Here is a 16,700-nt window from a genome sequence, read left to right as displayed (position 1 = left end):
CGCTCTCTGGGTCACATCAGGGGTGGTTCTCAGCTTGAATTTATTGATAAGGACTACTTATGAGCGAAAGTGCAAAGGCGCATTTACCTGTAGACGGTGGTGTTCCTAATACAAGGTTTGGTCTCATCAAAGACCGTAGCTTGCAGCTAAAAGATGGTTACCTGAGCAAGATTCCGCTTTTTCAGTTCATTCTGCTCTCTATTTGTTTTCCTATGTGGGGAGCAGCAGCAAGTCTCAACGACATCCTCATTACCCAGTTCAAAGCCCTCTTTACTCTCTCAGATGTAGCATCGGCGTTTGTGCAGTCAGCGTTTTACGGCGGTTACTTTGTTATTGCCATTCCAGCTTCTCGAGTTATCCGAAAATACAGCTACAAAGTAGGTCTTCTACTGGGGTTGAGCATATACATCGTTGGCTGCATGCTTTTCTTCCCTGCTTCTCACGTTGCTACTTACACTGTTTTTCTAGCCGCAATTTTCTCTGTAGCTGTGGGGCTCTCATTCCTTGAAACATCAGCCAACACCTACTCGTCGATGATTGGTCCCAAAGAAAGTGCAACTCTTCGTCTGAACATTTCACAGACATTCACCCCCGTGGGGTTTTTGGCAGGCGCTTTATTAGGTAAGTACCTGATCTTTACTGACGGCGATGCCCTCCACAAGCAGCTGGAGGGGCTGGATGCGTCCGCACGTCAGGCGCTCGCAACGGAGGCCTTGCAACGCACCCTTGAACCGTACCGTCTGATGATTATGGTGCTTGTAGTACTTGTGCTTCTGGTGGCTATCACCCAGTATCCCCACTGCAAGCCGCTCAATGAGGCGAATCAAGAGAAACCTTCGAGCGTGGCTGAAACTCTTGCTTACCTGTCACAGCGCCCAGCTTTCATCAAGGGCATTATTACTCAGTTCATGTACGTGGGTGTGCAGACAGCACTGTGGTCTTTTACCATCCGTTTGGCTCTGCAGATGGATTCAAGCATTAATGAACGCAGCGCATCTAACTACATGATTTATGCTTTCATTGCTTTCTTCATTGGCAAGATGTTCGCCAACTTCTTGATGACCCGAGTGAACCAAGATCTGATCCTTATTGCTTACTCGGTATTGGGTATGTTGGCTTTGGTCTACGTTATTAGTGTTCCCAACTTCAGCGCGGTATGGGCGGCAGTATTTGCCTCTGCCATGCTGGGACCGGGCTGGGCAACTATCTACGCTCGCACCCTTGACACCGTTGAAGACAAGCGCTTCGCGGAAACGGCGGGAGCAATCATTGTGATGGCTATTATAGGTGGCGCCGTTATTCCTGTGTTGCAGGGTCTTATTTCTGATCTCAGCGGTTCCATGCAGTTTAGCTTTATTATCAACATTTTCTGCTTCGGCACTATGGCACTGTATTTCTGGGATATCTACCGTCACAGCAAAACCCCTGTAGCTTCGAAGGAGACTGCGGCATGATTTCTCGTATTGCTATTCATCGTGAAACCTTTGGGGATACCCCTCGTGATGTTTTCAATAGCTCTCACTGGCAGGTTTGGGCTAAGAAGTACCCCTCGGGTGTTGAATCTTTAACCGTGCAAAGCTCCCGTCTGCGCGTTGAGATTCTGCCTTACTTAGGCGGTATGCTGTGGGACGCTGAGGCGGACGGGGTGAGCCTACGCATGAAGAACATGTTTACTCAGCCCCACCCGGTAGCTACGATTCAAGATACTTACGGTTGCTTTGCTTTCCATTCTGGTCTACTGGCTAACGGTTGCCCGTCTCCCGAAGATAAGCATCCTTTACACGGTGAGTTTCCGTGCGCGCCTATGAACCGTGCACAGCTGGTGATTCATGAAAACGGCACACTGAGCGTTGAATCTCAGTATGAATATGTTCAAGGGTTTGGTTATCATTACACCGCTGTTTCTTCTGTAACGTTCACCCCTGATAGCGGTAGGTTTGATATCGGGCTGGCCGTGACGAACCGTTCTACTTATCAACGGATGCCGCTACAGTACATGTGTCACATGAACTACGCTTTCGTGCCCGGCGGCACCATGCACGATAACTTGGATGCGAATGCCTTCAAACTGCGTGAGAGCGTACCAGCACATGTCACTCCAACTCCGCAGTGGGAAGAAATCAACCGAAAAATTCTGGCAGGAGAATACAAGGCAGATTCGCTGGAGGGCGCAGAAGCCTTTGATCCCGAAATTGTCTATTTCGCAGATCACCTCACCGAGAAGGTCAAAGACGCACAGTTCACTCTTACTCGACCCGATGGAACTGCCTTCTATACCAGCTTCGCAACCGAAGAATTCCCGGTAGCCACTCGCTGGATCTTGCATAACCCAGACCAGTCTGTTGCTGCTTTCGCCCTACCCGGCACCTCACGTCCCGAGGGGTATCTCGCTGCGCAAAAAGCAGGAACACTCATAGAATTAGCCCCCGGAGAAACTCGTCACTTTACAGTTACTACCGGTTTGCTGAACGAAGAGGAAGCACAGAGAATCACCCTATGAAAATTGCAGTTATCGGTTCAAACAACGTTGATCTGATTAGTTACATTCACCGGATGCCCGCAGTAGGGGAGACCATTGAAGCCCCGGATTTTCGTTTGGGATGCGGCGGTAAAGGCGCCAATCAAGCAGTTGCTGCCTCGCGTCTTGGCTCTGAGGTGCTGATGGTGACGCGCGTTGGTAACGATCTTTTCGCCGAGAACACCGTCGCTAACTTCAAAGAGAACGGGATTGACGATAAATATATTCTTCGCACCGAAGGCTCCAGCGGTGTAGCGCCTATTTTTGTGGATGAGAAGTCAAACAACTCCATCATTATTATCAAAGGCGCTAACGCCCTACTCTCACCTGCCGATCTTGACAACGCGCGCGATGACATCGCAACCTGCCAGCTCATCGTACTGCAGCTAGAGATCTCTCTCGAAACCGTCTACGCCGCTATCGACCTTGGCAAAGAGCTGGGCATTCCCGTACTGCTTAACCCTGCTCCCGCCGCTCCTGAACTGTCGCTTGAACGCGTCCGCACGGTTGACTTCATCATGCCGAATGAAACCGAACTTGAGCTTCTCTCCGGTATGCCCGTGGAATCAATCGAAGACATTAAGAACGCCGCCCATGTGCTGCGCGATGTTGGTATTGCTAACGTTATTGTGACGCTGGGCGCTCGCGGCGTGCTGTGGATAAGCGAGCACGGCGAGCAGATTATCGAAGGTAATGCTGTCGATGCCCTTGATACCACCGGTGCGGGTGATGCCTTTATTGGTTGCTTCAGTCACTACTGGGCAAAAACTGGTGATGTTGCCGAGTCTTTGCGCATTGCTAACCTGTATGCCGGTGATTCCGTGACCAAGTACGGCACCCAGACCTCTTACGCTACCGCGTCTGAGTTTGAAGAGAAGTTTGCGGGGCAATTCTAACCCAGCTTATTCTTTACTCCGCCTCAACATGTCATGAGAGGGCGTTTTTTGATCCCTGCAGTGGCACTTTGGGGCGGGGTAAACCTTTTAAACAGGATGCGCGTTGCTGCTTTACTCCCCGCCCATTAGCAGCTGGCGTACCTGGGCGGCATCCAACCGGGAGCTGAAGAACTGCCCGTCATCCACCACCGCGTCAAAGAGTGCAGCCTTAGACTCTTTGAGTTCCATGACCTTCTCTTCAATGGTGCCCGCTGACACTAACCGGTAGACCATCACGTTCTTGGTTTGCCCGATGCGGTGAGCGCGGTCGACCGCCTGATCTTCGGCGGCAGGGTTCCACCAAGGGTCCATGATGAACACATAATCAGCCTGGGTGAGGTTGAGCCCAAAACCACCTGCCTTGAGCGAAATCAAGAAAACCGGCGCGCGTCCTTCTTTCCACGCCTCAAGTACGGACGCGCGATCGCGCGTAGTACCGTCAAGGTAGAGATAATCGATGCCCAGGGTCTCCAACCGGGTAGCAATGAGCTTCAGGTAGCTGGTGAACTGGCTAAAAATCAGTGCCTTGTGCCCCTCGGCAACGATTTCGGGCAGGTTCTCTTCTAGATAATCCAGCTTCGATGAGGGCACCTCAGCGTACTTTTCGGCATCAATGAGTGAGGCATCCAGTGCCAGTCGGCGCAGGGCGGTCAGCGAGTTGAAGATGGTGAAGCGGTTCTTATCGAAGTCTTCGACCAAGCCCAGAATCTTTTTACGTTCGCGCTGCAAATGGGTGTCATAGGTTTTACGGTGAGCTGCTGCGAGTGGAACATTGACGCGCTGGTCGTTTTTCTCGGGTAGATCGGCTGCTACGAGTTCTTTGGTGCGGCGTAGCATGAGCGGACGCACCCGTGAGCGCAGTTTGCCTAGGGCAGCGGTTTCTTCGCCCGACTCAATCGGGGTGGCGTAGTAGTCTTTGAAGGCTCGTGCTGAGGGAAAGAGTCCTGGGGCAGTAATAGAGAACATTGACCAGAGTTCCATGAGGTTATTCTCTAGGGGAGTGCCGGTGACCGCTAGCTTGAAGCGGGCGGGGAGTTCGCGGGCGATGCGGTGCGCTTTGGTTTTTGCGTTTTTGACGAACTGCGCCTCATCGAGAATGAGCCCGTTCCAGGGAACTGGCGTGCCCACATCTGCGTACGCCTGCTCGTCAATGCGGAACAGGGCGTAGGAGGTAATGACAACGTCAGCCCCGGTAATAGTGTGCGCTAGGGGGGTCTTAGATTTTGCTTGGGAGGCACTGATGCCCACGACCTTCAGATGCGGTGCGAACCGCTCTACCTCGCTGATCCAGTTGGGCACTACCGAGGTCGGCGCAACCACCAAGAAGGGAGCGAAATCCTGTTGCTCACCTTCGGCGTCTGCGGCGTCCTGCTGCCACCAGTGCTTAGCGTGGGCGATGAGCGCGATTGTTTGCAGGGTTTTACCCAGACCCATGTCATCGGCAAGAATACCGCCGAGCTGTGCCTGCCACAGAAAACTCAGCCAGTGGAAACCCTCTAACTGGTAGGGGCGCAGGGTTGCCTGTAGCTGCGGGGGTACTGAGGGTGCGTCCGTCTGCTCCTTGGTAAGCAGGGCGCTGATGTGCTCTTCCCACGCACGGGTGGTTTCTACGGTGGAGGCGAGTTCTTCGAGATCTTCCCAGAGCCCTGCCTGATGGCGGGTGATGGTGAGTTCTTTGTTGCCGCCGCGTTCGTTGAGGGTGCTTGCTTCAATAATTAGTTCTTGTAGTTTCAAAAACTCGGGGCGATTGAGAGCAAAATAGGTGCCATCTCCCAAGAGCATGTGGGTCTGCCCCTGTGCCAGGGCAGCAAAGATTTCAGAGAAACCTACGTACCAGTTGCCCGCTTTCACGGCGATACCCAGACCAAACCAGTCGCGCCTGCCGGTATCGTCCACGCGAATGATAATTTCTGGTTCAGTATCTAGCTCTTTGAAGGTGGGGATCTCACCGGTGACTTCGATGTGTACCCCGTCAATCTCAGCTAGAGCGGGCAGTGCTTCATCGACGAGGACGCGCGTATTCCACCCCTCCCAACGGTGTTTAGTGAAGGGTACCGCCGGGCGAACTGTCTTTACTTTTTTCAGGACGCGGGCTTCAAAGGCGGTGTCTCGCACGCTGGCGTGGTTTTCACCGGGGTAGCCCAGTGCGGGCAGGAAAATGTGGGTGTCTTCAGCGGAACCGCTGTTATCAGCAGGAACCGTCTGTAGTGGGTCTTTGGGGTACGCCCACTGCCACACGGTGCGTGCTGCGGGGGTAGCTTGTTCAGCAAAATCTACAAAAAGCACCAGTTCGGGGTGAGCGAGCGCTGGCAGAGTGAGGCGTTCATCGTGGGAGATCAGCGGTACTGAACGAGCCAGTTCAGGGTAGAAGTCTCGGTAGAAGGTATCAATCTCGCTGGCGGGAATCTCTAGTGGCTCGGTGGCGATGAGTGATTCGGCAACTGAGGTGAGGGGTTCGTCGAGGGGCACAAAGACGAGGTCAGCGGACGAGGTAAAGGCGGCAGGTGCGTCCTCGCTTTCTAGCTCACCTGGTAGGTTCTCGCTGGTGAGTGCTGCTGGGACCAGTCTCTCGCGTTGAGCGTGGGCGGCTTCGCGGGAGTAGACGGTCTGTGCCGCGTCCCCCAGTGCCAGAAAACCTTTACGTGGTTCGCCTAGTTTATGGAAGTGCGCGGCAGACAGAGAGAAATTGTGCCAGCTCAGTATGGGCGTCAGCACTAGAGTGTTTTGGTCGTCGGTGAAGTGGGCATCAAGGTACACCGTTGGGGTATCGGCAATAGCAAGGGTGATTTCTTGCCCGTCGAGCACACAGACCAACCCTATCTCGGCTACTTGGGAGAGCAACTGCCAGAGCAGGGTAGAGCTGGTGTGGGAGAGATTCACCCAGTCCCTGTGCGAGGTGTAAGCGGATTGCGCGGGGCGCACGACCGCGTAGAAATCGGTGAACCACTGTTCGTGTTCAGTGTAGAGCGAGGTCTGCGCGAAGCCCTGAAGGCCGCGTTGCATGAAGGTTTCCCAACTGAGACCGCCCTTGATCCATTTGCCGCTGGAGCCTTTCATCATGGGGCGCGCAAAGAGCTGGGCGGGGGCGGCTGTGGCGCTCGTGACACCGGTGGCAAAGCGTCCGGGAACATTAATTTTGAGTTCGAGAGCACCCGCTACCTGCGATGTTTCGCGCAGACCCGAGTGCGGACGCGCCGCTAGAGTGTGGGAGAGGGCACGACGCCACGTGGGCAGGGCTGAGTCAGCTGCCGGTAGGTCTGAAGCGCGGTGAAGAAGGGTAGAGATGTCTCTGGCGGTAGTTTTTTCGGCATCAGCCCCTTGCACAGTTTCTGTTAGCGCACCGGTGTTCCAGGTGGGGGATGAGGTGGTCATCGCCTTTTTTGCTTTGGTGGAGCGATCAATAGCGGTCAGCATGAGCGCAACAGCATGTTTGCAGTCGTACCCTACCGGGCAGGAGCAGTAGCTAGAAAAAGCCAAAGAACCGGGGATCGTGGTTGCTGGAAAGGTAACGCTCGTTTCATAGGTTTGAGCGCCGCTGCCACTAACTTTCCCTGCAAGGACGCGGGTGGTGGAGTCGAAGCTGTAACGCTGCACTTGCCCTTGCCGCATGTAGCCCTGCCCGCGGGTGTACGCCCCGTGCCCTACCTGCCTCAAGATAGTTGGTGCTGTCACCGGAATATCGGGGAAGGGCTGCGAGGACTCCACGAGCGTCCTTTCAAAGTAAGGGTCTTAACAGAACACCACGCTACTACGCTCAGTGATAAGCGCGGTAGCGTGGGCGTTTCGTGCGGTTTATTTTGATTCTGCTTTGGCGGGTATTGCCTCTGCGTTACTCACTGCCAGGGAGTGAATAGTTCCGATGGGCTTTCGTACATCAGATTCGGGGGAGACCTGGGTCTTGAACCAGGTGGAAATCAGGTAGCGGTCTCGGTGGGTCACTGAGAGTTGGAATTTCTGCCCGCGGTAGGTGCCAGCGAGTGTTACTGTGCCGCTCTGTGGGTCAATAGAAGGCGACCGCAAGGAGTACTGGTCAGCAGCTTGAGGGTAAACAGCTTTGAGAGCGTTAGAACAGGAATTGGTTTGGTTTTTGATTTCGGCAAAAAGGTTGGCAGCATCGCTTGCTGAGGGGGTAGCAACCACTTGGCTGTACCCGGCGATCTGGTTAACGTCGCTTTGACCGATCAGGATTTCTCGACGGTCAATGGAAGACACGAGCCAGTCTTCTGAGGGCGTGGCGATCAGACCGGGCGCTACTTGCTCGTAGGCTGCACAACGGTCAATGCTTTCTTGAATAGCTGTTGCGTTGTCAGTGAGCTGATCGGCGTTCCACAGGGCATTGCGGGGGGAGGATTTGAACCATGACTGAGGTTCAAATTTTTCAATAATGGGATTAGCAATTAAATAGCTAAAAGTTTCTTTATCTGAAATTTGCGATTGGGTAGGAATAATGCCCGCAATTTCATTGGCATCTGCTTGGGCTATTCCTGCGGTATTCAGGGACGCAGGCGCGTCCGCCTCAGCGTTCATGTTTCCACACGCTGATAAAACACCCACTGAGAGTACGCCAGCTGTTGCTAAGGCGCGGTGCATGAGTGTTTTCACGTGAAAATCCACCTTCGGTAAAAGAATAAAGAATATCTTACAAGTGTAGGAACAATTTCTAGATAACTACAATGTGCCCTGTTTGTGAAATTAGACATGCGTATCTTTAGGCGTGTTTCTGTGGCGTAGGTAGCTGGCAACCGAAAAAATGCCCGTATCAAGCGGATGATGGGCGTATATAACGGGTAAGGTGTACGCACGGCGGTCAAGTCTTGAGCGCAACCATCGAAGCTGCATCGCAGGCTCTGCGAAGATTTTTTGACAAAAACACTTGCAAATTTCTGTGCGCCTTGCCATGATTGAAACAGCTTCAAGAGTTTCAACTGACAAGCTCCGACTTTAGTTGAACGCCAACCCCATGTTCACGGGTGGCTCGGATGACGAAGCGGTCTGTATTCACGCATACATGCGTCACGATTGGTACAGGCAAGAGCAGCGTTTCGAAAGGAATGCGCGGTATCTTCTGCGCAACATGGCAATGCCTACAACAACAATCCGCCCTACCGAATCTTTTGCACGGGATTTGGTATCTGCTTCTGTTCCTGCACGTGGGGGTTACTCTGCGATTAGCATTCAGGATTACACCCGCATCTCAAATGCTCGTGGGGAGTTCCTGAATTTCTTGCTCACCCCTAACCCTGCCGGTATTCCCTCCACTGACTACGGTGTACTGAAAGCAGCATGAGCGCAGCCGGTTTACTGCTTGATTCTGATGTTCTTGCCGAGATTCGCAAGGCAGAACCCAACCCGCAGGTTGTAGCTTTCTTACGGCGCAACTCGTATAAGGTGCTTTACATTTCGGTGTTGAGCTTGGGCGAGTTGAAGGGACTTTACCCGTATTCCGAGACCGAGCGGTGGATCGCTGAACTGGTAGATAGGTTCGGCAAACACGTTCTTGATATTGACGCTGCGGTTGCTTTGGAATGGGCAGGACGTCACGCTGAAGTGAAGTTGCACGCTGTAGGTTCTGCAACGGCAACGCCTCTACCCACTGCTGCTCTAGAGGGGCTGATGGCGGCGACTGCCACCGTCCACCATCTAGAGATTGCAAGTTCTAAAGCTGAGGTTTACCGTCAGTGGGGTGTGGAGGCCCGCAACCCTTTCCTCGAGGTCTAAAGCTACAGAGCCTTCCGTGCATTAGTAATTGCGAGTTCTCGCTACCAGCTCGGTGGCAAGAGCTGCGGGCATTATCTTTTGCACCGCTACCAACACCTTGTAGGGCAGTGACGGAACACATACTGCTTTACCCTTCAGATTAGCGTCGATAGCCTCGCGTACGATCTGTTCGGGGGTGAGCCAGAAAATGCCCGGTAACATGGGTTCATCAACCCCCATAGCTCCGTGGAACCCGGTGCGGGTGAGACCGGGGCACACTGCGGTGACAGAAATGCCACGGGGTGCATACTGCAGGTGCGCTGACTCGCTGAGCGTCACCAAAAAACGCTTCACCGCAGAGTAGGTGCCGTTGGGCATGAACGCCGCCACCGATGCCACATTAATAACCCTGCCCCGACCGCGGGTGAGCATCTGCTGGCAAGCAACGTGCATGAGCTGCAAGGGAACTTTCGCCAGTACCTCAACCTGCTGCGCATGCTCGTGTACACTCGCGTTCTCAAAAGCCTTACCCAAGCCGAACCCTGCATTGTTAATAAGAATTTCTACAGGTTTGGCGGCGTCACTCAAGCGTTCCGTTACCTGTTCAACCTCGTGGGGCACCGCTAGATCAGCGGTAAGAATTTCAACCTCCACCCCGTAGCGGTGGGTCAGCTGTTGAGCTAAAGACTCCAGCGCAGAACGGTTGCGACCGTGAATCACCAGATGGTAGCCACGCTGGGCATATTGCCGGGCAAACTCACGGCCAATGCCAGCAGAGGCTCCGGTAATCAGTACAAAAGGTTCAGAAGAAAGTGTCATAGTGGTTCAACTCTATCTGCCACACAGTAACTGTTCGGTGTGAACTTGCACAAAAACGGGGGTATTTCGCCTCAAATAGTGGCTCGAAGCTCACACGGTGGGGGAGTTCATGACAAGATGTTAGGGATGAAAACCCCTGCCTCCTCACCCCAGACCGCGCCAGCTCGCACGATTCCTATGCCTTTGTGGCTTCAAGGGATAGTGGAGTTTTTTGTTGCTGCTTTCAGTTCTTTGTGTGCTGTGTTTTTGTTGGTGGGTGCAGTTGCCCTCACCAACGATCTGGCTCATGGCTCAAGTCTGGTGACCGCGGGGCAGGTGGCATCAAATATTTGGTTGCTGATGCACGGTGCCCCTTTAAACCTGAACATTCCGGTGAACGGGGTTTTTGCGGCCATCGCAGGCACGGTGAGTTTAGCTCCGCTGGGTCTGACGCTTCTTCCGCTGGCGCTGACTTTCAGGTCAGGACGCCGGTTGGCGCAGGCGTCCTACGAGGGGCAGTTTTGGGTGCCGATTGTTTCTGGCTTGTTTTTTTACGCAGCGGTTGCCGCTGCCGCAAGTTTCTTGGGTGCAACCCCGTTTATCAGCACACCTCTTAGTACATCAGTGCTGATGACTGTTGCCGTGGGTCTATGCGGTGCGGTGGCAGGTGGCTACTACGAGTCACGGTCTTTGGCACGCATGATCGGTGTAAACGCTGCTACCTGGGTGCGGCGTTTTAGCCAGTATTCGCGGTGGACTGGATCTTACGTGTGGGCATTGGTGCGTTCTGTAGTCGTGGGGTTCCTAGCCTTCGTGGTGGGTGGTGCGGTACTAGCTGCTGTTGCGCTTATCTACAACTGGAACGATGTCATCGCCACCTACCAGAGCTTGCACGCCGGGGTGGTGGGCGATACCGCTATAACCCTATTGCAGATGGGCTTTGTGCCTAACTTCGTGGTGTACGCGATGTCATGGTCAACCGGCGCTGGGTTTGCTCTCGGTGAGGGAACCACGATCAATTTACAAACAACCGATGTGGGTTTGATGCCGGCTTTGCCGTTGCTTTCAGCCCTTCCGCAACCGGTTGAACCGTGGAGCCTTTTTGTCCTGTCGGTGCCCGTGATCGCGGGTCTTGCCGCCGGTTGGTGGTTCTTTAGGGAGGGTGAAAACCACTTCGATGAGTGGCTTTCTCTCAAACTGTCTTACCGCTGGCTTTCTTGGCCACTGTCTCACCTGTTTCTAGCAATCCTCGTGGGCGCACTCAGCGGGGTGCTGGCGTTCATCACTGGCGCTTTAGCACACGGCTCCTTGGGCTTGGGGCGCTTGACCGATATCGGTGCTGACCCCCTGCTTTTTGCGGCACATACCGCCGTCCTGATGGCAATCGGTGTTTTTCTGGGATCTATCGTTGCGCCCTTTGCGGAACTTGATAACTCCTCTGAACTAGACCGCTTCGCGAGTACCGCCACAAACCGCAAAAGCTCCGATCACCAGCGCAGCGGTGCTTTCTGGAAGAAGGGATCCCGCCGCTCCACAGCCAACTCTCTTGAAACTCCCGTGATTGAGGGCGAAGTCGTTGAAGCGGGCACCCAAGATACACCTGACAAGGTGGATAACCCGTTCGCGCGTTTATTTGCCGATGAGGAACTGCCCGGTTCTGTACGAGCAGAAGAACACGAGAGCTCAGAAAAGACGGCAGATAATGCTGAGGATCCTGACCAACAGCAGGTAGCAGCAGTAGAGACTGTCGTAGAGAGCCCCGCAGAATCAGTAACAGCCGCTGATCAAAAAGATAATGCAGCGCAAAAACCGGTAACTGAAACAGAACCCGCCGAGAAAAAACGTCCGATTATCAGGCGTCCTAAAGCTAAAAAATACCGTCAATCGGCAGAGTAACTATTTGCCGGTCAGGGCGTCCATCAGACTGTTTTCCATATCGGTGGAGCACTGCTGAGCGCGGGCAATAGTGGTTGCCTGCTGCGTACACTGGGCATATTCGCCGCTAACACCCGAAAAGAGAGCGGTGACCGCTGAAGAAAAAGCCAAAAGCACGCAGAATAAAATCATGCACGAGTACAGTATGTAGCTAAACACCGGGGGCTTGAGCGGCGCCAAACGGGCAATTGCCATCGAAATAGTCACAATAGCCAGCACAAACAGCACACTGCTCACCCACGCCCACTGCGCAGCATTCAGCAAAATCATCAGGGCAAGCAAAGTCAGCAAAATCGTGGCTCGACGCCACACAGTGACCTTTTCAGCCTGCCGTTTGGCATCAAACGGGGGAGTCTGTGTTGGGTAAGACATACCCTTACTTTACCGCTAAGCCCTAGTTGCCTAGAACCGGCTCCCGTTGTGGCGCTCACACACCAGAATGTTAGTCAGCCAGAGTGAAAACACTCATGTATTCTTCTATATATGCGCATAGTTGTTATGGTTTCAGGCTCCGGCACCAACCTGCAGTCCATGATGGACGCAGTACAAGCAGGCACACTGAACGTTGAAATCGTTGCGGTGGGGGCAGATAAACCCTGTACCGGCATTGATCGCGCTGCTAACAGCGGCATCGAAACGTTCCTCGTGGAGCCTTCACAGTACGAGACCCGTGAGCAATGGAACCGCGCACTCGAAGAGCAAATCGCCTCCTACGCCCCCGACTACATCGTCTTTGCAGGGTTCATGCGCATCGTAGATGCCCAACTGGTGCAGCACTTTGAACAGCGCATCATCAACACCCACCCGGCGCTTCTACCTTCCTTCCCTGGCGCACACGGCGTGCGTGATGCGCTAGCCCACGGAGTGAAAATTACCGGTCTCACCGTGCACTTCGTTGATTCTGGTGTTGATACCGGGTCGATTCTCGCCCAAGCCGCCGTTGCTGTGCATAACGATGACACCGAAGAAACCCTGCACGAACGCATCAAAGTTCAAGAGCGCAAGCTACTGGTAGAGACCATCAATACGCTCGCTACCGCCTAGCCCCTGAAATGCCCCACAGTTTGACCGTTACGGTCAGCCACGGGCCGGGGCTAAAACCGGCTCACGACAACCCATCCACCTGCCCCACCAACCCAAAGAAAAAAGGGGCATAAGCATTGGAGTATCAGTGAGTCTCATTGAGCTAGACCGCGTACCACTAAAGCGCGCACTTATCTCTGTCTATGACAAAACCGGTCTCGAAGAACTAGCCCAGGGGCTGCACGAAGCCGGCGTCACCATCGTCTCAACAGGCTCAACTGCCTCCACCATCGCAGGTGCTGGCGTCCCCGTGACTGAAGTTTCAGAAATCACCGGCTTTCCCGAATGCCTCGAAGGTCGCGTCAAAACCCTGCACCCGCGCGTACACGCCGGTATTCTGGCTGACCGCCGCAAGCAGGAGCATATCGACACCCTCGCCGAGATGGACATCGAAGCCTTCGACCTGGTCGTTGTAAACCTTTACCCCTTCGTTGACACCGTAGCATCGGGTGCCGACCAGGACGCCATCATCGAAAAAATCGACATCGGTGGTCCCTCCATGGTACGCGCAGCCGCTAAAAACCACGACGCTGTAGCAATCGTCGTAGATCCCGCCAAGTACGGCGAGGTCGTAGAAGCTGCCAAGAACGGCGGTTTTGATCTGAAGCAGCGCCGCCGCCTGGCATCCGCCGCTTTCGCCCACACCGCAGCCTACGACACCGCGGTTGCTACCTGGACTGCCACCCAGTTCGAAACCGATGACGAACACACCTGGGCACCCTTCGCTGGTCACTCCTACGAGCTGGCTGAATCACTGCGCTACGGTGAAAACCCCCACCAGGCAGGTGCCCTCTACACCGATGCCGCAGCAGCCCCCGGCATCGCCCAGGCGACCCTGCTCGGCGGCAAGGCAATGAGCTACAACAACTACGTTGACGGTGATGCCGCCCTGCGCGCTGCCTACGACTTTGACGAGCCCGCTGTTGCCATCATCAAGCACAACAACCCCTGCGGCATCGCCGTCGGATCAGCAGATGCAGTAGACGTTATTGCGGACGCCCACGCCAAAGCCCACGCCTGCGACCCCCTCTCAGCCTACGGTGGCGTCATCGCTGCCAACCGCGAAGTCACCGCCCCCATGGCAGAAACCGTCAAGGGCATCTTCACCGAGGTCATCATCGCCCCCGGCTACACCGCAGAAGCACTTGAAATTTTGCAATCCAAGAAGAACCTGCGCATCCTACAGCTACCCGAAGGCTTCGCCCGCGACACCCTCGAACACCGCCCCATCTCAGGCGGCGCACTCATCCAGGACGCCGACCGCCTCCACGCCGAAGGCGACAACCCTGAAAACTGGCAACTCGTAGCAGGCGAGGCTGCAGACGACAAAACCCTCGCCGACCTCTCCTTCGCCTGGCGCGCCTTGCGCTCAGCGAAATCCAACGCCATCCTGCTCGCAGAAGACGGCGCAGCAGTCGGCATCGGCATGGGTCAAGTCAACCGCGTCGATTCCTGCAAACTCTCCGTCGAACGAGCCAACACCCTAGCAGACGGCGCAGAACGCGCCCGCGGCTCCGTCGCAGCATCCGACGCCTTCTTCCCCTTCGCAGATGGTCTCCAGGTACTCCTGGACGCAGGTATCCGCGCCGTCGTGCAACCCGGCGGCTCTATTCGCGACGAAGAAGTCATCGAAGCAGCTAAAGCAGCAGGAGTGACCATGTACTTCACTGGAAGCCGTCATTTCTTCCACTAAAAATAACCTTCCGCGCTAACGCGTGGATCTAGGCGAAGATTTTTCTTTCTTTACGAGTTCGGAAAATCTCCACCTCGCCAACACCACAAAACTGCCCCGGCTCTCACCAAAGAGCCGGGGCAGTTCCAATATTCTTAGCAGTACACATCTATTCGGTAGCTGCCGCAGCCTCCTGCTGCTGTTCCTCAGTTGCTGCGGGCGCGTCAGCAGAGAACGCCTGCTGGAACACACGCTGAATATCTGAAGCGTTATCAGCCTCAAATACCTGACCACCAATCTGCGGTGCGATGGTCTTGAGATCCTCCAGATCAGCGTCCTCAGAAATACCAATCAGCACAAACAAGACCGGATTATTCGGATCTTGCTCCGCCTGAATAGCGGCAATCATATCTTCACGGCTAATAGAACCCTCATCGAAGTTCGCGCCGTCCGTCATGAACACCACCACGTTAGCGGCACCGGGCTTGTAATTAGCCTTCATCTCCCGGAAAGAAGCCAACAAAGAATCGTACAGACCGGTCTGAGCCTTCGGGTAGAAACTCATCTCAGAGACAACCTGCTGAATGACCTCGCGGTGGGTACGACCCTCAACCTCCTCTTCAATACCGCGAATCGGAGCGAGCTGCTTGTAATCAGTCGGGGCACCCTGCGCGTCCTCACCGATTTCACGCGCAAAAGCCCAAACACCCAATGAATCGCGTGCCGGGAATAGTTGCGAACCGGCAAGAGCAGCCTCCGTGGTTACCTGCATACGGTTCTTATCAGTGCCAGCAACAGGCTCTTCCATAGAACCCGAGGAATCAATAACAATCAAACCGTTCAAGGGTGCTGACTGCAAAGAGTAGGCAGTCCACAGATTCGTTAGGGTCTCCTTGTCAGCGACTTCTAGCTGGGTAGGTTCACCCACCGACGTTTCTTCACTCAAAATGTCACCGGAGGAAGTACGCAGACCCGCCTCAGCCAACGCATCCTTGCCCTCTTCGGAAGCAACAAAATCGGCGATCTTCTGGGCGGCGGTAGTCACCGTTGAGTTGCTAGCGTTCACATCGGGCACCATCAGCGGGTAATCCAAAACAGTGGTGCCTGAAGAAGGAATCGACACCAAAATCGAGGGATTTTTAGCATCGAGGGCGTACTGGGCATAGTCAGCTTCAGTGACAACCGCAGCTGGAATGGTGCCCGCATCGACATCGCTGAGTAGATCTGAAGCGCTCTTCACCGGAGCTTCGACACCAATGGTCTGCGCACGCAAGCCCGAACCGGCTTTAAGATCTTCTGTCGAAGCTTTCTGGTCGTCCACCTCAGACGCCACAGAAATCAGAGAAGCAAAAGCGCCACCGTCCACCTTGGGGTCGCTCATCGAAACATTATCAGCATCCTTCACAGCGTCAGACCAGGTACTGTAATTAACGTTCTCGTCAGAAATAAGAACCGCTGGGGTGCTAGCGAGCGAATCGGTAATGGTGGTGACCCCCGCCTTACCCTGTAGCTCTAGCATTGCACGCACCGATGAGTCTGGAATCCAGATGTGGGGTACGTTAGCGCCGCCGATAATATTGGACGCGACTTCTGTGGGGGAGGCGCTGCTATCAACTTCAAGGGAGATACAATCCTCGGCGCTTACCGGAATCATCTCAATAATCGCTGCAAGTTTCTCTGACGCTGCTACATTAATGCGCTGGGTGGTGCTGCACTCTGCCGGAATCTCGGTAGCCGCCTTGAGGGCAGAATTTCTAGAACTATCGTCCAGCAAATTAAAAGCAAGGGCACCACCGCCAAGTAACACCACAGCAGCTCCACCTGCGGCAACCCACTTACGGATATCTTTTTTGCGGCGCTGCTCTAGGGCTTCACGGCGGGACTGGGTTTTTGACATGGTGAGGGTGCTCTTTCTTCTACCGGTGGTGTGCTCTGGTATTAACTTTACCAACCGCCACAGAGTTTCTGGTGAGAGCGGGGGATAAGTTGCAGGGGCTTCTCTTTGCTTCTTCAGACTCTATCTCTGGGTTAGCGCTGTGCGCCTCTTCGCATAAGACCGGGG

13 protein-coding genes and 1 riboswitch are annotated in these 16,700 nt (G+C 54.4%); of the genes, 8 read left to right on the top strand and 5 right to left on the bottom strand.

Annotated elements, in window-relative coordinates:
- Positions 1 to 59 precede the first annotated feature (59 nt).
- From fucP to rbsK, 3 genes are read left to right on the top strand one after another with little or no spacing between them, the layout of a single operon-like run.
- Positions 60 to 1,454 carry an L-fucose:H+ symporter permease gene (gene fucP, locus JR346_RS08515; RefSeq protein WP_205482239.1) on the top strand — a complete coding sequence of 465 codons (1,395 nt, stop codon included), beginning with the start codon at positions 60 to 62 and terminating at the stop codon, positions 1,452 to 1,454.
- A complete protein-coding gene (locus JR346_RS08510) occupies positions 1,451 to 2,500 on the top strand; it encodes an aldose 1-epimerase family protein (RefSeq protein ID WP_205482238.1) in 1,050 nt (349 codons plus the stop codon). The genes fucP and JR346_RS08510 overlap by 4 nt, the downstream gene beginning before the upstream one ends.
- Complete coding sequence (gene rbsK, locus JR346_RS08505) at positions 2,497 to 3,414, top strand: ribokinase (protein ID WP_205482237.1); 918 nt, start codon at positions 2,497 to 2,499, stop codon at positions 3,412 to 3,414. Before JR346_RS08510 ends, rbsK begins: the two co-directional genes overlap by 4 nt.
- 111 nt (positions 3,415 to 3,525) lie before the next feature.
- On the opposite strand, the gene JR346_RS08500 is transcribed toward rbsK, so the two are convergent.
- Together JR346_RS08500 and JR346_RS08495 are read right to left on the bottom strand one after the other, a co-directional pair.
- Positions 3,526 to 7,158, bottom strand: coding sequence for a DEAD/DEAH box helicase (locus JR346_RS08500; protein ID WP_205482236.1), 3,633 nt, complete (start codon positions 7,156 to 7,158; stop codon positions 3,526 to 3,528).
- An 87-nt stretch (positions 7,159 to 7,245) separates the two neighbouring features.
- Positions 7,246 to 8,055, bottom strand: a complete 810-nt coding sequence (locus JR346_RS08495) for a hypothetical protein (protein WP_205482235.1) — start codon at positions 8,053 to 8,055, stop codon at positions 7,246 to 7,248.
- 308 nt (positions 8,056 to 8,363) lie between these two features.
- Positions 8,364 to 8,494: riboswitch (SAM riboswitch) on the top strand.
- A gap of 39 nt (positions 8,495 to 8,533) precedes the next feature.
- Here JR346_RS08495 and JR346_RS08490 point away from each other — a divergent pair.
- Both JR346_RS08490 and JR346_RS08485 read left to right on the top strand, forming a co-directional pair.
- Positions 8,534 to 8,740 carry a nuclease PIN gene (locus tag JR346_RS08490; protein WP_240333921.1) on the top strand — a complete coding sequence of 69 codons (207 nt, stop codon included), beginning with the start codon at positions 8,534 to 8,536 and terminating at the stop codon, positions 8,738 to 8,740.
- Entirely contained in the window at positions 8,737 to 9,171 is a 435-nt protein-coding gene (locus tag JR346_RS08485; protein ID WP_205482234.1) for a plasmid stabilization protein, read from the top strand. The genes JR346_RS08490 and JR346_RS08485 overlap by 4 nt, the downstream gene beginning before the upstream one ends.
- Positions 9,172 to 9,192: 21 nt before the next feature.
- Here JR346_RS08485 and JR346_RS08480 read toward each other — a convergent pair whose 3' ends face one another.
- Complete coding sequence (locus JR346_RS08480; protein ID WP_204877455.1) at positions 9,193 to 9,969, bottom strand: SDR family oxidoreductase; 777 nt, start codon at positions 9,967 to 9,969, stop codon at positions 9,193 to 9,195.
- A 126-nt stretch (positions 9,970 to 10,095) separates the two neighbouring features.
- Here JR346_RS08480 and JR346_RS08475 point away from each other — a divergent pair, with 126 nt between their 5' ends.
- Positions 10,096 to 11,844, top strand: a complete 1,749-nt coding sequence (locus tag JR346_RS08475) for a DUF6350 family protein (protein WP_205482233.1) — start codon at positions 10,096 to 10,098, stop codon at positions 11,842 to 11,844.
- Here JR346_RS08475 and JR346_RS08470 read toward each other — a convergent pair whose 3' ends face one another.
- Complete coding sequence (locus JR346_RS08470; RefSeq protein ID WP_205482232.1) at positions 11,845 to 12,255, bottom strand: hypothetical protein; 411 nt, start codon at positions 12,253 to 12,255, stop codon at positions 11,845 to 11,847.
- Between the two features lie 111 nt (positions 12,256 to 12,366).
- Here JR346_RS08470 and purN point away from each other — a divergent pair, with 111 nt between their 5' ends.
- Positions 12,367 to 12,927, top strand: a complete 561-nt coding sequence (purN, locus tag JR346_RS08465) for a phosphoribosylglycinamide formyltransferase (protein WP_204877452.1) — start codon at positions 12,367 to 12,369, stop codon at positions 12,925 to 12,927.
- A gap of 127 nt (positions 12,928 to 13,054) precedes the next feature.
- Positions 13,055 to 14,659 (top strand): bifunctional phosphoribosylaminoimidazolecarboxamide formyltransferase/IMP cyclohydrolase, encoded by a 1,605-nt coding sequence (gene purH / locus JR346_RS08460; RefSeq protein WP_205482231.1) that lies wholly within the window; start codon positions 13,055 to 13,057, stop codon positions 14,657 to 14,659.
- Between the two features lie 148 nt (positions 14,660 to 14,807).
- Here the strand turns inward: purH and JR346_RS08455 are convergent, their stop codons facing one another.
- Positions 14,808 to 16,535 (bottom strand): substrate-binding domain-containing protein, encoded by a 1,728-nt coding sequence (locus JR346_RS08455; RefSeq protein WP_205482230.1) that lies wholly within the window; start codon positions 16,533 to 16,535, stop codon positions 14,808 to 14,810.
- Positions 16,536 to 16,700: the final 165 nt, after the last annotated feature.

Origin of the sequence: Rothia sp. ZJ932, from assembly GCF_016924835.1 — a bacterium.
In the GTDB taxonomy this organism is placed as follows: domain Bacteria; phylum Actinomycetota; class Actinomycetes; order Actinomycetales; family Micrococcaceae; genus Rothia.
This window is presented reverse-complemented; position numbering and strand designations above follow the sequence as displayed.